This is a genomic window from Paenibacillus sp. YSY-4.3, assembly GCF_054767475.1.
In genome coordinates this window covers 852,936-869,828 of the sequence record NZ_BAABMC010000001.1, presented here as the reverse complement: position 1 = coordinate 869,828, position 16,893 = coordinate 852,936, and the positions used below count along the sequence as shown (strand labels likewise).

18 protein-coding genes are annotated in these 16,893 nt (G+C 38.3%); 1 reads left to right on the top strand and 17 read right to left on the bottom strand.

The genetic code is table 11. From position 1 onward, the window contains the following. Positions 1 to 39: 39 nt before the first annotated feature. The 6 genes from ACYUJT_RS04120 to ACYUJT_RS04095 all read right to left on the bottom strand — a co-directional run bounded on the left by ACYUJT_RS04120 (position 40) and on the right by ACYUJT_RS04095 (position 7,946). Positions 40 to 165, bottom strand: a complete 126-nt coding sequence (locus ACYUJT_RS04120; protein ID WP_460319002.1) for a class III lanthipeptide — start codon at positions 163 to 165, stop codon at positions 40 to 42. 34 nt (positions 166 to 199) lie between these two features. Beyond that, the gene (gene lanKC / locus ACYUJT_RS04115) at positions 200 to 2,812 is read right to left on the bottom strand and encodes a class III lanthionine synthetase LanKC (protein ID WP_460319001.1); all 2,613 of its coding nucleotides are present in this window, start codon (positions 2,810 to 2,812) and stop codon (positions 200 to 202) included. A gap of 16 nt (positions 2,813 to 2,828) precedes the next feature. After that, entirely contained in the window at positions 2,829 to 4,586 is a 1,758-nt protein-coding gene (locus ACYUJT_RS04110; protein WP_460319000.1) for an ABC transporter ATP-binding protein, read from the bottom strand. Positions 4,587 to 4,945: 359 nt separating this feature from the next. After that, positions 4,946 to 5,551, bottom strand: a complete 606-nt coding sequence (cysC, locus tag ACYUJT_RS04105; protein ID WP_460318999.1) for an adenylyl-sulfate kinase — start codon at positions 5,549 to 5,551, stop codon at positions 4,946 to 4,948. Between the two features lie 58 nt (positions 5,552 to 5,609). Continuing rightward, the gene (locus ACYUJT_RS04100; RefSeq protein ID WP_460318998.1) at positions 5,610 to 7,064 is read right to left on the bottom strand and encodes a hypothetical protein; all 1,455 of its coding nucleotides are present in this window, start codon (positions 7,062 to 7,064) and stop codon (positions 5,610 to 5,612) included. A gap of 174 nt (positions 7,065 to 7,238) precedes the next feature. After that, a complete protein-coding gene (locus tag ACYUJT_RS04095; RefSeq protein WP_460318996.1) occupies positions 7,239 to 7,946 on the bottom strand; it encodes a MerR family DNA-binding transcriptional regulator in 708 nt (235 codons plus the stop codon). Between the two features lie 152 nt (positions 7,947 to 8,098). Between ACYUJT_RS04095 and ACYUJT_RS04090 the strand changes: the two genes are divergently transcribed. Further along, positions 8,099 to 8,995 (top strand): RCC1 domain-containing protein, encoded by an 897-nt coding sequence (locus ACYUJT_RS04090; protein WP_460318994.1) that lies wholly within the window; start codon positions 8,099 to 8,101, stop codon positions 8,993 to 8,995. A 95-nt stretch (positions 8,996 to 9,090) separates the two neighbouring features. Here the strand turns inward: ACYUJT_RS04090 and ACYUJT_RS04085 are convergent, their stop codons facing one another. From ACYUJT_RS04085 to ACYUJT_RS04035, 11 genes are all read right to left on the bottom strand, one after another. Further along, positions 9,091 to 9,963, bottom strand: coding sequence for an SDR family oxidoreductase (locus ACYUJT_RS04085; RefSeq protein ID WP_460318993.1), 873 nt, complete (start codon positions 9,961 to 9,963; stop codon positions 9,091 to 9,093). Positions 9,964 to 9,999: 36 nt separating this feature from the next. Then, entirely contained in the window at positions 10,000 to 10,542 is a 543-nt protein-coding gene (locus ACYUJT_RS04080) for an NADPH-dependent FMN reductase (RefSeq protein WP_460318991.1), read from the bottom strand. Positions 10,543 to 10,700: 158 nt separating this feature from the next. After that, positions 10,701 to 11,510, bottom strand: coding sequence for a GNAT family N-acetyltransferase (locus ACYUJT_RS04075; RefSeq protein WP_460318990.1), 810 nt, complete (start codon positions 11,508 to 11,510; stop codon positions 10,701 to 10,703). Between the two features lie 39 nt (positions 11,511 to 11,549). Further along, positions 11,550 to 12,422, bottom strand: a complete 873-nt coding sequence (locus ACYUJT_RS04070) for a phosphotransferase (protein ID WP_460318988.1) — start codon at positions 12,420 to 12,422, stop codon at positions 11,550 to 11,552. A 478-nt stretch (positions 12,423 to 12,900) separates the two neighbouring features. Continuing rightward, positions 12,901 to 13,206 (bottom strand): hypothetical protein, encoded by a 306-nt coding sequence (locus tag ACYUJT_RS04065; RefSeq protein ID WP_460318987.1) that lies wholly within the window; start codon positions 13,204 to 13,206, stop codon positions 12,901 to 12,903. Positions 13,207 to 13,226: 20 nt separating this feature from the next. Then, the gene (locus tag ACYUJT_RS04060) at positions 13,227 to 13,727 is read right to left on the bottom strand and encodes a hypothetical protein (RefSeq protein ID WP_460318986.1); all 501 of its coding nucleotides are present in this window, start codon (positions 13,725 to 13,727) and stop codon (positions 13,227 to 13,229) included. Positions 13,728 to 13,766: 39 nt separating this feature from the next. Beyond that, on the bottom strand, positions 13,767 to 14,186 hold the full coding sequence (locus tag ACYUJT_RS04055; protein ID WP_460318984.1) for a GNAT family N-acetyltransferase: 420 nt from the start codon (positions 14,184 to 14,186) through the stop codon (positions 13,767 to 13,769). 246 nt (positions 14,187 to 14,432) lie between these two features. Further along, the gene (locus ACYUJT_RS04050) at positions 14,433 to 14,981 is read right to left on the bottom strand and encodes a GNAT family N-acetyltransferase (protein WP_460318983.1); all 549 of its coding nucleotides are present in this window, start codon (positions 14,979 to 14,981) and stop codon (positions 14,433 to 14,435) included. A 35-nt stretch (positions 14,982 to 15,016) separates the two neighbouring features. Next, entirely contained in the window at positions 15,017 to 15,415 is a 399-nt protein-coding gene (locus ACYUJT_RS04045; RefSeq protein ID WP_460318982.1) for an RDD family protein, read from the bottom strand. Positions 15,416 to 15,455: 40 nt separating this feature from the next. Further along, positions 15,456 to 16,394, bottom strand: a complete 939-nt coding sequence (locus ACYUJT_RS04040) for a P-loop NTPase family protein (protein ID WP_460318980.1) — start codon at positions 16,392 to 16,394, stop codon at positions 15,456 to 15,458. 21 nt (positions 16,395 to 16,415) lie between these two features. Next, positions 16,416 to 16,880: a GNAT family N-acetyltransferase gene (locus ACYUJT_RS04035; protein ID WP_460318979.1), complete on the bottom strand. Its 465-nt coding sequence runs from the start codon at positions 16,878 to 16,880 to the stop codon at positions 16,416 to 16,418. Between the last annotated feature and the right edge of the window lie 13 nt (positions 16,881 to 16,893).

The following is a 16,893-nucleotide window of genomic DNA, read 5'->3' as shown; positions in this document are numbered from 1 at the left end:
TTTCCTTATTTATGCGGGCTTATGAATGTTGTTTAGTTATTAACAATGATTGCTTACTGTCGACCAAGTTGCTACTGTAGTCGTTACAGTCCATGTAATTGTGATAGGAAATGCTTCTTGCTCTTCTCCGATAGAGAGTTGTTGCAACGCTAACACATCATTCATTGTTTTCACCTCCTTTCATGCATAGCATGTTGTCTCATTTAACTAACGGTATATTCATATATCTTGTCTTCGCTACAAATTGATTGATATTGATAATTGGCAGCCAATATAATGGGTTGGACTCTAAAATTCCTTGCAACCCTAAAACGATCCCTGCGCTTCCAGAATATAAATCATCGGATAAACGATAACAGAAGTTTCCTGGGAATAAATAATAGTTTTCTTTGGAAATAAGGAATAAATTTAATCGATCAACGGCTCGCTTTTTGTGAGTTTCAATCATTTCATAAGTATCATCCAGCAGAGGTGGTATCAGTAGAAAGCCGCCCGCCCCATCAAATAATCCCCCTGTGAATGTACATCTTATATGATTCAGATTAACTATTAATTTTAACTCGTCCTGATAATGCTTCTGACCACTCACATGATTCAGATACCAAATCGCTACTCCAATTCCTATAGATCCACCTGATAAATAAGGAATCAACAATTTTCGATCATTCATAATTTGCAGAACATGCAAATCCTCGTCAATGTGGGTATTTTTTAAATCAAGCTCTACTAACTCTTGTGCCACCACATAAAAAGTTGTATTCCTCGTAATCGCATACATTGCTGTAAAAAACAACGATACACCTGACCATCCATCGATAAGCCCAACAGGATCAGTAGCCCAATCGGAAACGGTTAAACTTCTATTATCTCTTAAAAAATCGTTAATATGACTTGCAATCGATTCAGCTTGCTTTAAATAATGATCATTGTTTTCTTCAAAATATAAACTGATTAAAGCAAGTCCTATTCCAGCCAAGCCTGACCTTAATGAAATATCATCATAATTGTCAGTTAAATGGTTAAATAATTTTAAAGCCTCGTCTTTATAACCTAATTCATACAGCGTTGCAGCAATACCAGCTTTTCCAGTAAATAATCCTTGTTCCTGTAATTCTGATTGTTCAGAATGAATGTTATGAATGAAATGTTGTTCAATCCAATGGATCACTTGTTTCTCAACATTTCCTGTTCTAAACAAAGCTAGTGCCGCACCAGTGCCTCCAGTAAGTACATTCGTCTTTCCACCATCAATTTCATATTGTCTTATATCACCATGAATCAAACCTTGATCTGGCACTAGATTTGCCAACATCCCTGTTCGCAGACCTTCTATCAACGAGTTTATTTCATCTGACAACTTTTTTTGAGCATAATTTATGGGTTTATATTGTTTTTCTTTTGTCGCCAATAAATGGGCGTCACATCTGTTTTCGATTTCTCGGACAAATAAGTAGAACTCACTGCCAAATTCTTGTTTAATCCACTCATTGTGATAAGCGTTTATATTATCCTCAATATTGCTTACCGGACCTATAGGCAACACGCAATATCTTAGTATTTTTTTAACTGCATACCAGTCTCGTTCCTTGCGGTTGATATTTTGATGATCTGAAAATCCCATCGTATGAATTGCCGCCTTATCTTCACGATCTTTATCATCGGCAGACTCAAAATCAATGAGTATCACATCCAAATCCTTCGTGATCATAATATTGGATGGCTGTAAATCTCCCATGCCAACATTTTTACTATGCATCTCGGTAACAATATCTAATAAACGGAGGATTATTTGTTTCACTTCATTTATATACTGTTCTTTATCTTTGTTGCGATGAAAGGGGTAGTTCGCAGCTAACCACGTTTTCATATCAATCCCTTCAACATATTCTTCTACTAGAAATACATGCTTCCAGGATTTAAAATAATCAACAACCTTCACTATACCTTTCACATCCACAAGCTTTGATAATGCTTCGTATTCCTTTTGCAGCCTGTCGATCGCATCTTTATTTTGTCCGTCTAGCCCTACCTTTGGCCTTGCTTCTTTAATAACTACTCTTCGTTTATCTTCATTTCTTTCAGCGACATAAATCCCGCCGCCATTTGTAAATCGAAGCGCATTTTGGAATTTATATTGTTTAAACTTAGAATTATCTTCATTACCATCAGAAAAATTATTGTTCAGCTCTAAATATTGATCAAAATCTTTAACAAATTCAGGCGCCTGATAATAAGGGGTGCGATTATCCGGAATCAGCTGTCCTGTAGGATCCTTAATGCAAAACTCGCCCTTTTCGTTAGAAATTTTCACAAATCCCCCATATCTATAGTATATATTGCTATTTTTCCAGCATTTATCACTTAGAATATAAGGCCCATTTTCTTGATCTTTAACCTTGTCATATAAAATATGAAGTAATTCATAAAATTCGTCATCGGTTGGAGGGTATATCGTTATGAATTTCCCGGAGCTTATTCTATTCCCATTTTTGGAGTTAATACTATGTAAGTATGTTGCATCAAGAAGATGCTTAAAGGTAATTTTACGTTCGATTAAAACTTGGCTTATGTCCGCTAAAATTTCCTGTGCATTTTCCATAGTTGCACTGACATGAATCTTCCAGCCCTGATCCTTAATTTTCTTATTTGCAAAACTATAAATTTTCCAAGGAGAATTTTCCTCTGTTCTAATAAAACAATCTTTAGACAAATGGTTTACCGTGTATGCAGCTATGTTGTTGCCAGCTTGCAGCTTCTCAAAATATTTTGAATGATTATTTACGTACTTAAAATAAAGATGGTTTTTGTCCATTATGGCTACTCCTCCCTCATTGTAATTGTGCGCTAAATTGTAATTCACAAAATTGCTGATACAATTTATGAGTTCTTTGTAGTTCATAGTGAGTTCCTTGGCCTGTTACCTTACCATCTTCCACAAAAATAATATATTCAGAGTCCATAATCGTAGATAATCTATGAGCTATTACAATCGCGGTTCTGCCCTCAATAATTTTTTTCATCGCAGATTGCACTTTTTCCTCAGACTGGCTGTCCAAATTGGATGTGGCTTCATCTAACAAAATGATTTTAGGATCTTTAAGGAACATTCTTGCTATAGCGATTCTTTGTCTTTGTCCGCCGGATAAATGGAGTCCTCGCTCTCCAATATGCGTGTCCAATCCATTAGGCAACTGACCTATGAATTCCCATGCATACGCCATTTCGCAAGCTTCAATAATTTTCTCTTCATCTTGCGGTTCTAATCCAAAGATTAGATTCTCCCTTATAGTCCCGGTAATTAGACTGTGCTCCTGAGATACATAACCTATTTGAGAACGCCAGGAATGCAAAGAATAATTTTCTATACTTTCACCATCGATATAAATACTCCCGCTGGTTGGTTTGTAAAATCGCTCTAATAAGGAAACGAGCGTTGTTTTTCCGCTGCCGCTTGGGCCAACTAATGCGTAAGTATTACCGCCTCTGATATTCAAAGTAATGTCCTCTAAAGAAAATGATAAATTTTCCTGAGTGTTATACTTAAAGCTCAAATTGCTAATTTCAATGTCTTTATAGCTTAGATCTAAACTCTTGCCCTCATTTATATTTTCTTCTTCCTCGGATAACAGCTGTAAAATTCGTTCTGTTGCACCCTTAGTTTTTTGCAACTGAGAGAAGAAAAAGCCAAAGTTAGAAATAGGATTGATAATATAAAAAATCAAGGTTAAAAATGCGATAAAAGTTCCTACCGTTAAACGACCATTCGCTAGCTGCACGCCACCATAGCCAATAATGATCATAATAATAATTAACATGATCATATTCAGGAATGGATTTACCGTAGCTGACCATTTGGCTTGCTTCAAACCTAGCTGCATTAAATCGTTAATATTTTTTAATCCTTTATCTATTTGATAGTTTTCAGCTGTAAAAGACTTAACCAACTTATTTTCGGAAATCATTTCAATCGCACTAACATTCAATCTTCCTGTTGATTTTTGCGTTTTTTTAGAAAGATCGGATAACGCCCTACCTAAAGGAATAAAAAATAACAGGAATATTGGAATTGCAGCTACAATAATTAAGGATAATTCCCAGCTATAATAAAACAGCCAAAATCCACAAAATAATATGGTTAATACAGCATTGATAAATGTAGAAAATGAATAAGTGACCAAGTTGTATATCACAGTAGTGTCACTAACTAATCTACTAGCTATATCGCCTGACTGATTTTTATCAAAGAACGCTGTTGGTAATTTCACGATTTTTGTCCAAGTCATTCCCCTTAGATTAGCTACAACCGATAAACCAACCTTGCTTAATAAATAACTTGAAAGAACACCTGTAATCGTCACACAGACAAAAATGGCTACTAAACCAATTAAAATGCCTCGATTCAAACTACCTGAGAGGGAGTAGGAATCGATGATAATTTTTAAGACATTAGGGATAAATGTTGAAAGTATGGCGCTAGCAGAGCTTATGATACAAGCCACAATAAAGAGTCCTACATGAGGTTTCGATTTACGAATTAGCTCGAAAAAATTCCCCCACGAATATTGGCTTCTTTCTTCTTTAGCCATATCTTCACCTTTTCTATTTTTATTGGTTACAATAAAACCTGCAACTCTTGCAAATATCAATTATCTGCATTGATATTTAGGGCTGAGAAGATAGATCTGCTTCGTGTTATGGGCTTGTTGTAAAATTAATTCTTATTATCTAATAGAGGAGGTAAGAAATGCTTGTTTCCATGGAGATTGTATAGCTAGATTTGAAACTGGAATTGGTCGAAATAAATTATGACGAATGAATTTATGGGGTAAGTTATAGAGGTGAACCGCTTTTGAATTTATTACCAATTTTAACATACATAATTGTATATTTCAAGATTATAATACTAATAATAGAAAAATTCACCATAAGAGTCTCGTCATATACCCTAATGGATTAACTTATTTTCGATTAAATATGCAACTATTTGATTGGCAGCATCAACGATTGAAATTTTGTGAGATTCAATTATAATTTCTGGATTTATTGGTTCTTCATACGGTGCAGAAATTCCGGTAAATTCTATTATTTCTCCACTTCGAGCTTTTTTATATAATCCTTTTGGATCCCTTGTTTCACAAACCTCTATAGGACATTTTACGTAGATCTCTATAAACTCCTGCGATTCAAGAATAGACCGAGCAAAATCACGTTCAGACAAGTATGGCGAAATAAATGCTGTTATGCATATTAGACCAGCATCTACAAATAACTTAGATACTTCAGCTATACGTCGAATGTTCTCTTTTCTATCATTTGGAAGAAAACCCAGATCACGATTTAACCCAAGTCTAATATTATCCCCATCCAAAAGATAAGTTGACAGGTTTCTATTATAAAGTAAATACTCTACTTCATTCGCCAGACTTGTCTTCCCAGAACCTGATAGTCCCGTGAACCAAATCACAAAACTCTTATTTCCCTTTTTCTTCTGACGATCTCTTTTATTTATTTTTACAGTTTGTCGAAATACATTCTTAGCTGTATTTTTCATAAACTCCTCCGTAAGAAACTATATGACATGTAAATCTGGGGAATGGATAAATCTTATATTATAGTTTAACCCCGGAACCAACCCATCTTACTCCAAATGCCCCGGTTCTCTGCTGTTTAAAAATTTCCTCATAGTTAAATGTAGTTAACTTATTTCCATTAATGTAAATACTAATATCTCTGTTATTCTCTTCAACTTTTAGATTTCCTGAGATCGGCAACCCGGTATATACCAAATTGGTTAGTCTAATCCATGTGGCACCATCATTTTTCCAAATTGTTAGATAGGACTCCGAATGAGAACTAGGCTGAATTAATAATAATGTCATATTTGTATCTTCGTGATTTCCTCGATAATCCAGTACAGCAGAAATATGCCGTTCATTTAAGTTTTCTTCCCCCGAGAAGCAAAAGTCAAACGAGATATGGTTATCTTCGTGTAGCTTCTTCACAATAGATAACTGATCTATTTCAGTATATAAAAATCCATCATTTCCAAACTGAGGGGAACCAAAAATAATTTCATAGTTCTTCCAAAGGTTCTGCTTTTCGTGAGCCCTTTTGTATGCATCAATACGATTACGCGAAAATTCTTTCAGCATTCCTTCTCGTTCAAGAAGCTTTCCAAGACCAGCGAATGGCACTTTATGGTGGGCCAGGTCAGGTACGTCAAGAAGGCGAACTTCATTAACGGCTCCATACGGGCCTAAGCAAATATGATCAATTGTTTTCCAATTCCTACGATCAACGATCCATAATCCACTCATAGAACTACGTCTTAAATCCCTTCCTGTTTGCTGACTTTCACCAACTACAATGTAATCTCCATGAGCGGCTAAACCCCGTGTAAAAATAGGTGCACCGGAAACCCAAAGTGGCGTCTTCTTATCCAAATCGATTAAGCTTCCCTTATTCGAATCACAACTAATTTTTTGGCCTTGATCTGTAATCCATATATTATGAAGGCCAGTTGCTGGCCCTAAGTTATCAATTTCCAACAACTGCATGCCTGGATAAGAAAACACACCCAGCCAAGATCCTTTATTGAATCTGTGGGCAATAACATATAAGTTATCATCTTTAATGAACACAGAATTAAGATGGTCGCCGCTGTAAACATCTGGGGATAGCCGATCCCAACGTTCAGAACTTAAGCCGATTTCATGGAAGAAACCTGGTCTAGATAAATCAATTGTCGTTATTACATTACGCCCCGTATTGGTGCAAACAACTTTTCCATCCGACGTACATAAAATTTGATGCGGGGCGGATAAAAAAACAGAACTTCTTTTTTCACCTGCAGATATCCAGCCACGTTCGGATAATGCGTATGAGGTGATGTCCATCAAATTTGAATTTTCGATCCCACTATGAGATAACACAAGATGTTCATCATTCTCAAACCATGATATTCCATAGTACTCCTGTCGGTCACCTTCAATTGGAGTAGCATGGCCACTTTTAAGATCAACAAGAATAAGATAACAGGTTGTAGCTACTAACGCGTACTGCATTTTTTCCACCCCTCGAAATCACTAATTCAGCTGAATATTATCAATATTTAAATAACTATGATATTTGAACAAAAAGAATGCTTAACTTACGTATGTACTTATCAAATGACTACATTGAAAAACCCCGGCCTAGATAGCTTGTATCTTAGCCGGGGCTTGCTTGTAGGAATGTGTTTATTCTATTTTGCAAAGCTGAATATATGTCATCATTTCCGATATGCCATTCATTTGCTTTTCCAATTGCTCATTCAGCTTCTGAAGAGCCACTTTGAAGGAGCGTTCAATCGTAGCTAGATCATGTGCCTCTAAAGCTTCAAGCAGCTGTTTCATACTTTCAATGAAAAAGACAGTTTTCCTTAAACTGCTAAGCACAATAATCTTTTTTAATTCCCGCGATGTAAAGATTCTATATCCGTTTTCCGGATTCCGATGAGCGCGAATAAGGCCCTCCTTTTCCCAATGTCGAATAGCGGATGGGTTTACACCAGCGATAACAGCGACCTCCCCGATTTTCATTTCATCCGTGACCTGAATATTCCTATACATGGAGAAATCAGTTTGATGAATGAGGCTCATAACCTCCTCAACTCGTTGCTTCTCTACCTGAATGTTGTACTGTTGTAAATTGATCATCCAAAGTGCTTGTTCAACGTGACCTTTTTTTATTAAATTCATGACATCGTAGGCGATAGGCAGATCGAATCCTTTGATCAAGAATCGTAAAGTAAGGAAAGCTTGAACATGGAGCGTTGTATAATATCTTCTATTACTGGCTGTCCGAGGTACGTCAGGCACCAAATCAAGACTTTCATATCTTCGCAAGGTTGTGGTGCTGACATGAAGCTTCTTGGCCATCTGTTTCGGAGTAAAGGTTTTGGCCACTGCGACACCTTCCTTAAAGTTAAACTCTAAAGTACGGCAACAATATTATAAGAAACAATGTTCATCCACACAAGGGTTCTTGGTATGTCAAACGAGATCTTGCATGAATGTTATATGATCGAAGTTGGAATGAAAAATCGAGGAGGAAAGACATGGATTACATTTCGCCGAATGAAGCGGCGCTAAAGGTGAAACGGTGGCCCAGAGATCCCATAGCGGCGGGTCGTCGTCATACCGTTGGGCTTAAATCTGACGGCACGGTGACGGCTGTGGGTGATAATAAATATGGCCAATGCGATGTAAGTAGCTGGTGCGATATGGTGGCGGTTGCGGCTGGTAATGTTCATATGGCTATGAACACGGGTAATGCTCATACCATCGGTCTTAAATCGGACGGTACGGTGGAGGCTAAGGGCTGGAATAAGCATGACCAATGCAATGTAAACGACTGGCGCAATATTGTAGCCGTTGCGGCAGGTTGGTGTCGCACCATTGGGCTTAAATCGGATGGCACGGTGACGGCTGTAGGCCGAAATAATGAAGGTGAATGCAATGTAAGCAGCTGGCATGATATTATGGCGGTCGCGGCGGGTGACTGGCATACCATCGGGCTTAAATTAGACGGCACGGTAACAGCTGTGGGTAATAATCGGTATAGCCAATGCAATGTAAGCAGTTGGTGCGAGATTGTGGTGGTCGCGGCGGGTTATCTTCATACCGTCGGGCTTAAATTAGACGGCACGGTAACAGCTGTGGGTTTGAATAAGCATCACCAATGCGATGTAAGTGGCTGGCACGGTATTTTGGCGATAGCCGCGGGCAGTTATCATACTGTCGGCCTTAAATCGGACGGTACTGTGGCCGCTGTGGGTTTGAATGAACATGGTCAATGCAATGTAAGTGGCTGGCGCGATATTGTAGCGGTAGCAGCAGGTTGTGCTCATACACTCGGCCTTAAATCGGACGGCACGATGGTGGCTGTGGGTAATAATGAACATGGTCAATGTGAGGTAAGCGACTGGCGCGGCATCCAACTGCCCGGCAATTAATTATCAATAGCTATATCGACAACCTAGCGTGAATACGAAGTTAACAAAAACACCGACCATTCTAGAATGGCCGGTGTTTAAATTCGGGTTCTGTGTTATTTGTCGCTCGATATGCCGCTAACGATTTGAGTCAATGCTTCACGGACTGGCGTAGCCGGGCGACCGAGCAACTTCTCGAAATCATTGCTTTCGACCTCTAACCCGCCTTCTCGAATGCCTTGTTGAATGCCTACGAGAAACGGAATAAGGAAATCTGGAACGCCTGCATTTTTCATGATGTCAGCGTATGCTTCGTCGTCAACCAGGTGTACAGGTATTTCCTTGCCTAATACGTCGCCAAGAGCGGAGGCAAATTGCTCCTGCGTCAAGAGCTTGCCTGAAAGTTCGTAGATCGTATTCTCGTGACCGTCTCCAGCTAGTACGGCTGCCGCCGCCTCCGCGTATTCCTGCTGCAGAGCCCAGCCGACTTTGCCGGATCCGGCGGACGTTACCCAAGGTGCTTCAGCCATGACGCCTTGAATGCTTGAAATTTCATTTTCCAAGTACCAGTTGTTGCGCAAGAAGGAGTATGGAATTCCTGTACTCAAAATCGCTTCTTCTGTTGCCTTATGTGGCGGAGACAGGAACATATTGCTATCTTTCGCGTTAACCAAGCTAGTATATGCAATAAATTTAACTCCAGCGCGTTCAGCTGCTGCAACCGCATCAGTGTGCTGCCGAATCCGTGTTTCATTGTCTCCGTCCGCAGATATGATTAATAAGCGATCGATTCCTGCAAAAGCAGTATCCAATGTTTCCGGGCGGTCAAAATCACCTTGGCGCACTTCCACACCGCGAGCCCGGTATCCTTCTGCTTTCTCCGGATTGCGGACACTTACAGCCAATTGATCCGCAGGCACCGATTTCAATAAGGTCTCAACAATTTTTGTCCCTAATTTTCCTGTCGCACCTGTAACCAATAACTTCATAGTTCGTGTCCTCTCAGGATAAATATTTTAAAGTTCTTATCTTAATACTTTTAACGCACCGCTCCATGCTACAACTTGATCCAGCATGGCATTCACGTTATCAAGATGCAAATCCTGTGGTTTGAAAACAGAGAAGTTTTCGAAATCTGTAAACAAAGACAATGTCGGATGTACGCGAACGTCTGCAACCAATAATTCGCCCAAGATTCCCCGCAGATGTTCAGCCGCACGAGCACCGCCTGTTGAACCGTAGCTTACGATTCCTGCCGCCTTGTTGTTCCATGCTTCGCGCGCGAAATCAATGGCGTTTTTCAATGCACCTGTGATGCTGTGATTGTATTCTTGAACGATGAACACGAACCCGTCTAGGTTCGCAAGCTTTTCATTCCAAGCTGCAATCCCTGGCTCTGTACCATCGGTTGTGCCCAAAAACGGCAATTTGAAATCAGCAATATCTACGATTTCGTAATTCGCATCCCCGCGTTTGTCAGCTATTCCTTTTACCCATTCTCCAACTTGCGGGCTAACGCGCCCTTCGCGTGTGCTTCCTAAAATAATACCGATGTTTAGTTTTTCCATTGTTTTTTCCTCCTAATTTGTACTTTCAAGTATTTTGCCCAAAAACCCAAACGAATAATTCAACCAACCAGATAATAGTTAATTACTTTATGTAAGTAATTATATTTATTTTATTTATATACGTCAAGTATGTATTTGTATCTAGGCATCATTCGACGTTATGGTTGCTCTGTCCAAGTTGTTCTCACATAGCCAATTTTCAGGCCAACGCTCTCCATATTTCTATGGCTTTGGGTTAAGTAGCCAGCCTGACCTACTACCATGCTGCAATTATTCATACTTGCTTCATAGATTCGTCTTCGTATTAATGCATGGTGAAGTCCAGAATTACGAAATTCGGGCAGTGTTCCAGCAAAAGTTAATGACGCAACTTTATGATAAATATGCATGACACCTGCGGCGGACGGGATGTCATCCTTCATGGCTAAGAAAAACTTCCAGCCTGGCCTGCCATGTAATATTTGATTATTTCGCGCAACATGGGGAATACCATCATCTGAAAGGCCAGTACTTCGGCAATGAATAGCCGCATATATTTGAAATTCTTCTTCTGTAATTTCCTTAATGCAAATATTACTTAACTCAATTTTGGAATTATCCTCTATAGGGTAATATAGCGAAGTATGAAACCCGGACTGATACAATCCTCTTTGGGCAAGTCCTTGCAGCAGACCTTGATTGACCCGTGATGGCACAATTTCAAACTGCATCTTTCGCTTTCTTGATCTATAGAAATCAATAATATCATCGAGCAATTCCATGTCATCAGCACTTATGCTTTTAACTGTATTAAATGCTGGCCAAGGCATCGTCTCGCTATACAGCGCAATTGCGCTGCCAAAATGTTTGATCTCTACACCTTCAGGATTGCCAGGTCTTTCTTTAATCGCTTTCATTCTATCTAACATGTAATCTGATTCGGACTTTTCGATTAATTCAACTTTGTCTTGAGTTAGTGTATGTTGCATAAATGAAATACCTCCTGTTCTAAACATATACAAATTGGATCAATTCAATTCACATTTCTGTTTCCAATAGGCCCAAGCTTTTTTGTATTCAGTCAAATCATTTGGATGATGCTTGATGCTTAACCCTAAGCGACAATATAGTTGTATTAGCGTTTCCTCTATCAACCTTGATTTTTCGATTGATCCTTGCTCAAGAAAATGATAGGCCGTAAATAATGTATCCAAATTAATATCATCCGGCGAAGAACAAAATGCATACAGAAAATCATATACTATAGGACCAATCATAGGCGATGGATCAATTACACCAATTAGAGTTGAATCATGATATACAAAGTTGTGCACCCCAGTATCCCCATGCAAATAAAATTTTTCTCCTTGTTCCAAGTCATTAGCATATAATTTATCTGCTATGGATCTAACAAGACTGTAGTCATCGATGGATAATTCACTTCCAATATTTATTTTAGCTTCTTCAATGCTAATTTCATTAAATTCCTTCCACGTTTGCCGCGGGTATCCTATTCTTCCCCACATGTCTTCACCCTGCAAGCTAACATATTTATTGAATAAATTTTGAGTTAGTATTCTTAGCCAGTTCTGCTTTATTCCTCGATTAATATGAGTCGTACCTTCTATAAAGTTATAAACAAGGTATGTGCTGTCTGGCGAAGCAATTAAAATTCTCGGCAATAATAGAGAGTCTCTATAAGTATTCAAAAATTGGGCTGCCAGCTGATTTTGATCCGGGTCATCGTATTTGAGAATATACTTTTCTCCTTGCATGGAGTCCAGTCTTAGAACAAGGCCCGAAGTCGTGCCCGACAATCTTAGAACCCGAGTAATTTCATCATTGATATCGTTTAATTGAAATAATTTGTTAATATCCTTTATCGCAGACTCAAGTATCATTAAATCTTCTCCTTATACTGTTCGGCATTAACCTTACATACTGCTTATATTAAGCCGATTTCCATCCGGATCTTTATTACCTAACGTCTACTCCATTTCTTAATAATAAAGTTCAATAATAATCCGATAAAAAACCAAATCGAAATCCCTAAAATTGCAGTATTCAATCTAAAGTTATAATTCACAATGTCATCGTATTTAAATAATTGTTTGATAATAAACTCAATATTAGATAATAGATTTGCGATGATTTGATTGTTCCCTTCGCCATGTCCTTTATCAATACTTTGATCAATTAATATGGATGTAATCACAAGACATAATTGAAAAATCGGAAATAGGATGTAATATCTGTACTTCATTGTTTACCCCTCGTCCTTAATGTTAGTCTCTAACTATATTATTTGCGTTTATGGGTAACAATGAGTTCAGTATTAGTATAAAAGCTTCACGCTTACAATTATAAGTTTCTACGATCTCATTTAAATTCATGATAGAGTCCTCCATATTGAAGCAGCTTTTCATTCAGCCGATGTCTGAGCTTGCCCAAAGCAACCGGATATTCATCGATATAAAGCCAGAATATCGTTTGAGGAACACGGCCTTCCTCTATTCCACTCCCTTTTGCTTCCTCAACATAATGCAATAAACTCTTAGAAAATGTCTTGTAGTTTTCTAACGGAAAGGAATTTGTAAAGCCATTTTCTCCAAGACCGATTTCCTTGAGCATGTTGTAGACATCATAAGCGTCATTAACAGTAAGCTCTTTTAGTTCAACCTTCATTGGACCACTTCCTACCTATCTCAATCTATTTCTAAAAAATCTTCCTGGTGATCTATAATCCATTCATTCATCCGATTTATTGTTTTTCCAGATAATTCGTTATACGTAGCAAGATATGCTTGTACAGCATTGAATAACCCCTTATCTGTTTCTAAATCCTTCGGGCTCACCTGTTGCCCTTTGTTCATGTCTTTACTTCGCTTTATAATTAGCTCTTCCATTTGTTCTAACAAATCAACCATTTCAATATCCTTAAAATACTGAACTCCGCTTATTATTCCGCCCCAAGATTGAACTTCCAATATGTAGTAGCTTGAAAACCAGTAAAACTCTTCGATGGTCTTAGCATGATTATGAAACGAATAAAACAAATATAGACCTTTCTGCCCTTCATTTAACTGCTGATACATTTCTGTTTTTGTGGTGAGATCCTTTCCACGGACAGCTAGCAGCATAGGTTGGATACATAACCAGCTTAATTGCGTGTTCTGAAAATCTTGTTTAGTTAACTTTACTTTCATTGATTTCTCCATTCTCATGATTTTGAATTGTAGCCAAATTTAAATTAAGTCCTTCTTGAGATAGTAATGTCTATTTCCCCATGGAGCATCCTCGATAATGGTCATTTCTTTATACCCATACTTCTTATAGAATTCAGGCGCTTGAAAACTAAAGGTATTTAATTTAATAAATGCACAATGCTTAGCTCTTGCAATTTGTTCAGCTTCTTCCAACAATCCTTGTCCGAGACCCTGCCCCCGATAAAACTCGTCTACCCATAAAATCTCTATCTCCATCCAATTCCAACAGATTGCACCATTGAGCCCAGCTATAATTTCGCCCCTATCATCCTGTGAACATAAGATAATTTCTTCGTAGATACCGTTTGGTACATGTTTGGAGTTATATTCAATTAGTTTGTTTCTAACATAATTTGCTTCTTCACTTGTCCCTATTAGGATCTTTGGGGTTCTAGACATATAATCCTCCTTCGCCGCAACAGTCAGCCTGAACTAAATAAAACGCCCCAGCCTTAGATAGCTCAGATCTTAGGCTGGGGCGTTTTGTTATGCGTGAGCTTCTTCCATGATTATACATCCGACATTAGAGTAGCGGTAGCGTTATTTTACGTTTTGACCCTCATAAGATAATTATCCGGCGAGGCCCTCATGGGGAAACCGTCTTCTGCAAGCCATGATGTCTTTTCGTTACTTCACTGTATCAACCTACTGCTCGGCGACGTCATCGATGTTAACTTTCCAAATCATGTGGTCATTTGCCTTGCCCCAATAATCTTTTAATAAATATTGAGATTCTCCAAACTTTTTTGCCCAGATTTGTTGCGCAGTCTTATATCCGCTATCTAACATAAATTCCTTTATCCCTTTTTGACGCATTGCGGAATACATTGCTTTCAAAAGTACATTGCCAACCCCGTTCCTTTGGTAATGAGGGTGTACAAAAACCGTACCTAATTCAATACTGTCTTGAGATGCCATATTCGTAGCGTTTCGGATAATTTCGTTTGCTGGCCCGATTTCAATCGAACCGATTATTTCCCTCTTGTGTACCGCAATTAGAAAGTAATGCTGCGTTCCGCCGCTTTCGAAGTCATTTTCTAAGTGAATTATTTTCGAATTGATTTCGTCTTCAATATCATCCAGCAGCTCTTCAATGCCTTCCTTCATAAATGTATCTGTAATGACGATTCTAAAAAACTCACATAGTTCTTCAGTATCTCTACTGCTTGGTCTTCTTATCTCCAGGTGCAACAATGGATTACCACTCCTATTAATGTAGAGAATACGATTCAATCATTATATACGACTTCTGTTCCCGCGATGAAATCATGAATCGCTCTTTTATCTTCTCTAAGCCCAACCATTAATGCACTGATTAATGCACCGATCCCAAAGGTCAAACCATAAACAATTCCCGCAACTAAGTTACGTAATAACATCGTTCCAATTCCCGGTGGTGAATGATCACTTACTTTTCTAATTTTGATCCCGCAAATACGCTTTCCACAAGTATATCCGCCCCAAAACACTGGCAGTAATAATGAATACAGGAAGGACAGTGAATTAGTTACGTATTCTTTATTTATTTCGCTACCACTAATGATGAGAGTGATTATTGCTAATGAAATACTGACAATGATCGCATCTAATAGTAATGCTCCTAATCTAGCCCAAAAGCTCGCAGCCATACTTCGCCCCCTACTTTCTCCTTTGAGGTTACTCTTTGCTTCAAGAAGTTCTCTTGAATATCGTTCCTTCATCTTTCTGATTTCCAAATATGTCTTTCTCAGTAATGATGAATGAGGAGAAGCCTCCAGCATCATCCGATTTGAATTCCAATGACATGCTTATATTGTCCAAATAAAATTTATGAACGTCTCTTGATTTTAACCGCTGATTTCCAAAAATAATTAACTGATCTTCTTTTAATTCAACGTGAACGCTCAGCCCTAATTCATCATTCTGAAAAATCCCCGTATATTGCACTAATTCTTGCGAACTCAGAATTGGATCAGGCACGTAAGTCAGGTTTAGAAAACCCAATAAGTCATTGTAATAACGAGGCCATTCCCACGCCGTATTATCAATAGCTAAAGTATTCAGCTTACACTTTGCATATGCATCATGAGCTAATGCAGAATATTCGTGCAAAAAATCCAGGTGCAAACCCTCGTTTTGTTGGCCGCGATTCACGTAATAAGGCTCCTGTTTATATTTCTCGTAAGTATGCTTAAGCCAACTTTCGCCGCCCCGTGCTGCCATCATTCTATGAATTCCAACAGCGGGATCTTCTTGATAAAGATAAATCAAGGTGCAATTTATTTCTGCCAATCGTAAGTATATTTCTTCTATAAAACGGATGATATCGTCTCTATCTGTATCCAAATGAAGTTGTTCAATAATTGGATTCTGGAACAAGACTGACTCCATGACAATGACGGAATGATCCTCAGGTAGAGCAGCCAGAAAGCGGTCCAAGTTAGTAAGATAAATCTTTCTCCAATGTATAGGATCAGTAACTTCATGATCAAGAAAGATGGGATGCTGAAAAGCAGATTCATGAAAAAGCTTTGTTTCTATTCCATTCCTTTCAGCTTGTAAAGATATGAATCTTGCCGTTGTTGACTTGCCTGATCCAGGTATCCCTTCGACAATGATTAGGTGCAATATAGTTCCCCCTCTTGTTAATTATTCTTTAGTACTTAAAAAATAATGATAAAAATCCTGGTCTTTCATATATCCGTTTCGTTCATATAGTCGCTGAGCTTGTAAGTTATTAATCGCTGTCGACAGTTCTATTCCTTTAGCTTTTATTTGTACGGCGTACCTTCTTGCTTCTTCTAACAGCTGTTGCCCTAATCCCTGCTTCCTATATTCTCTGAGCACAAATAAGTCGTTTAATATTAGAGATCTTTCCAATGAAATAGACGAAAAAACAGGATATAATTGTGCAAATCCACTTATCATATCTTTGCTTATATCTTTTACTACAAAAATGATAGATTCCCGATGTTCAAAACGTTCGAATAAAAATTTATGTGCGCACTCCAAATTGGACTGCTGTCCGTAAAATATGCGATATTCATTAAACAGATTTGATAATTCATCTAAATCTATGATCGTTGCTTGATAGACATCGTACTTTGAACTCATAGTTCCCATCCTC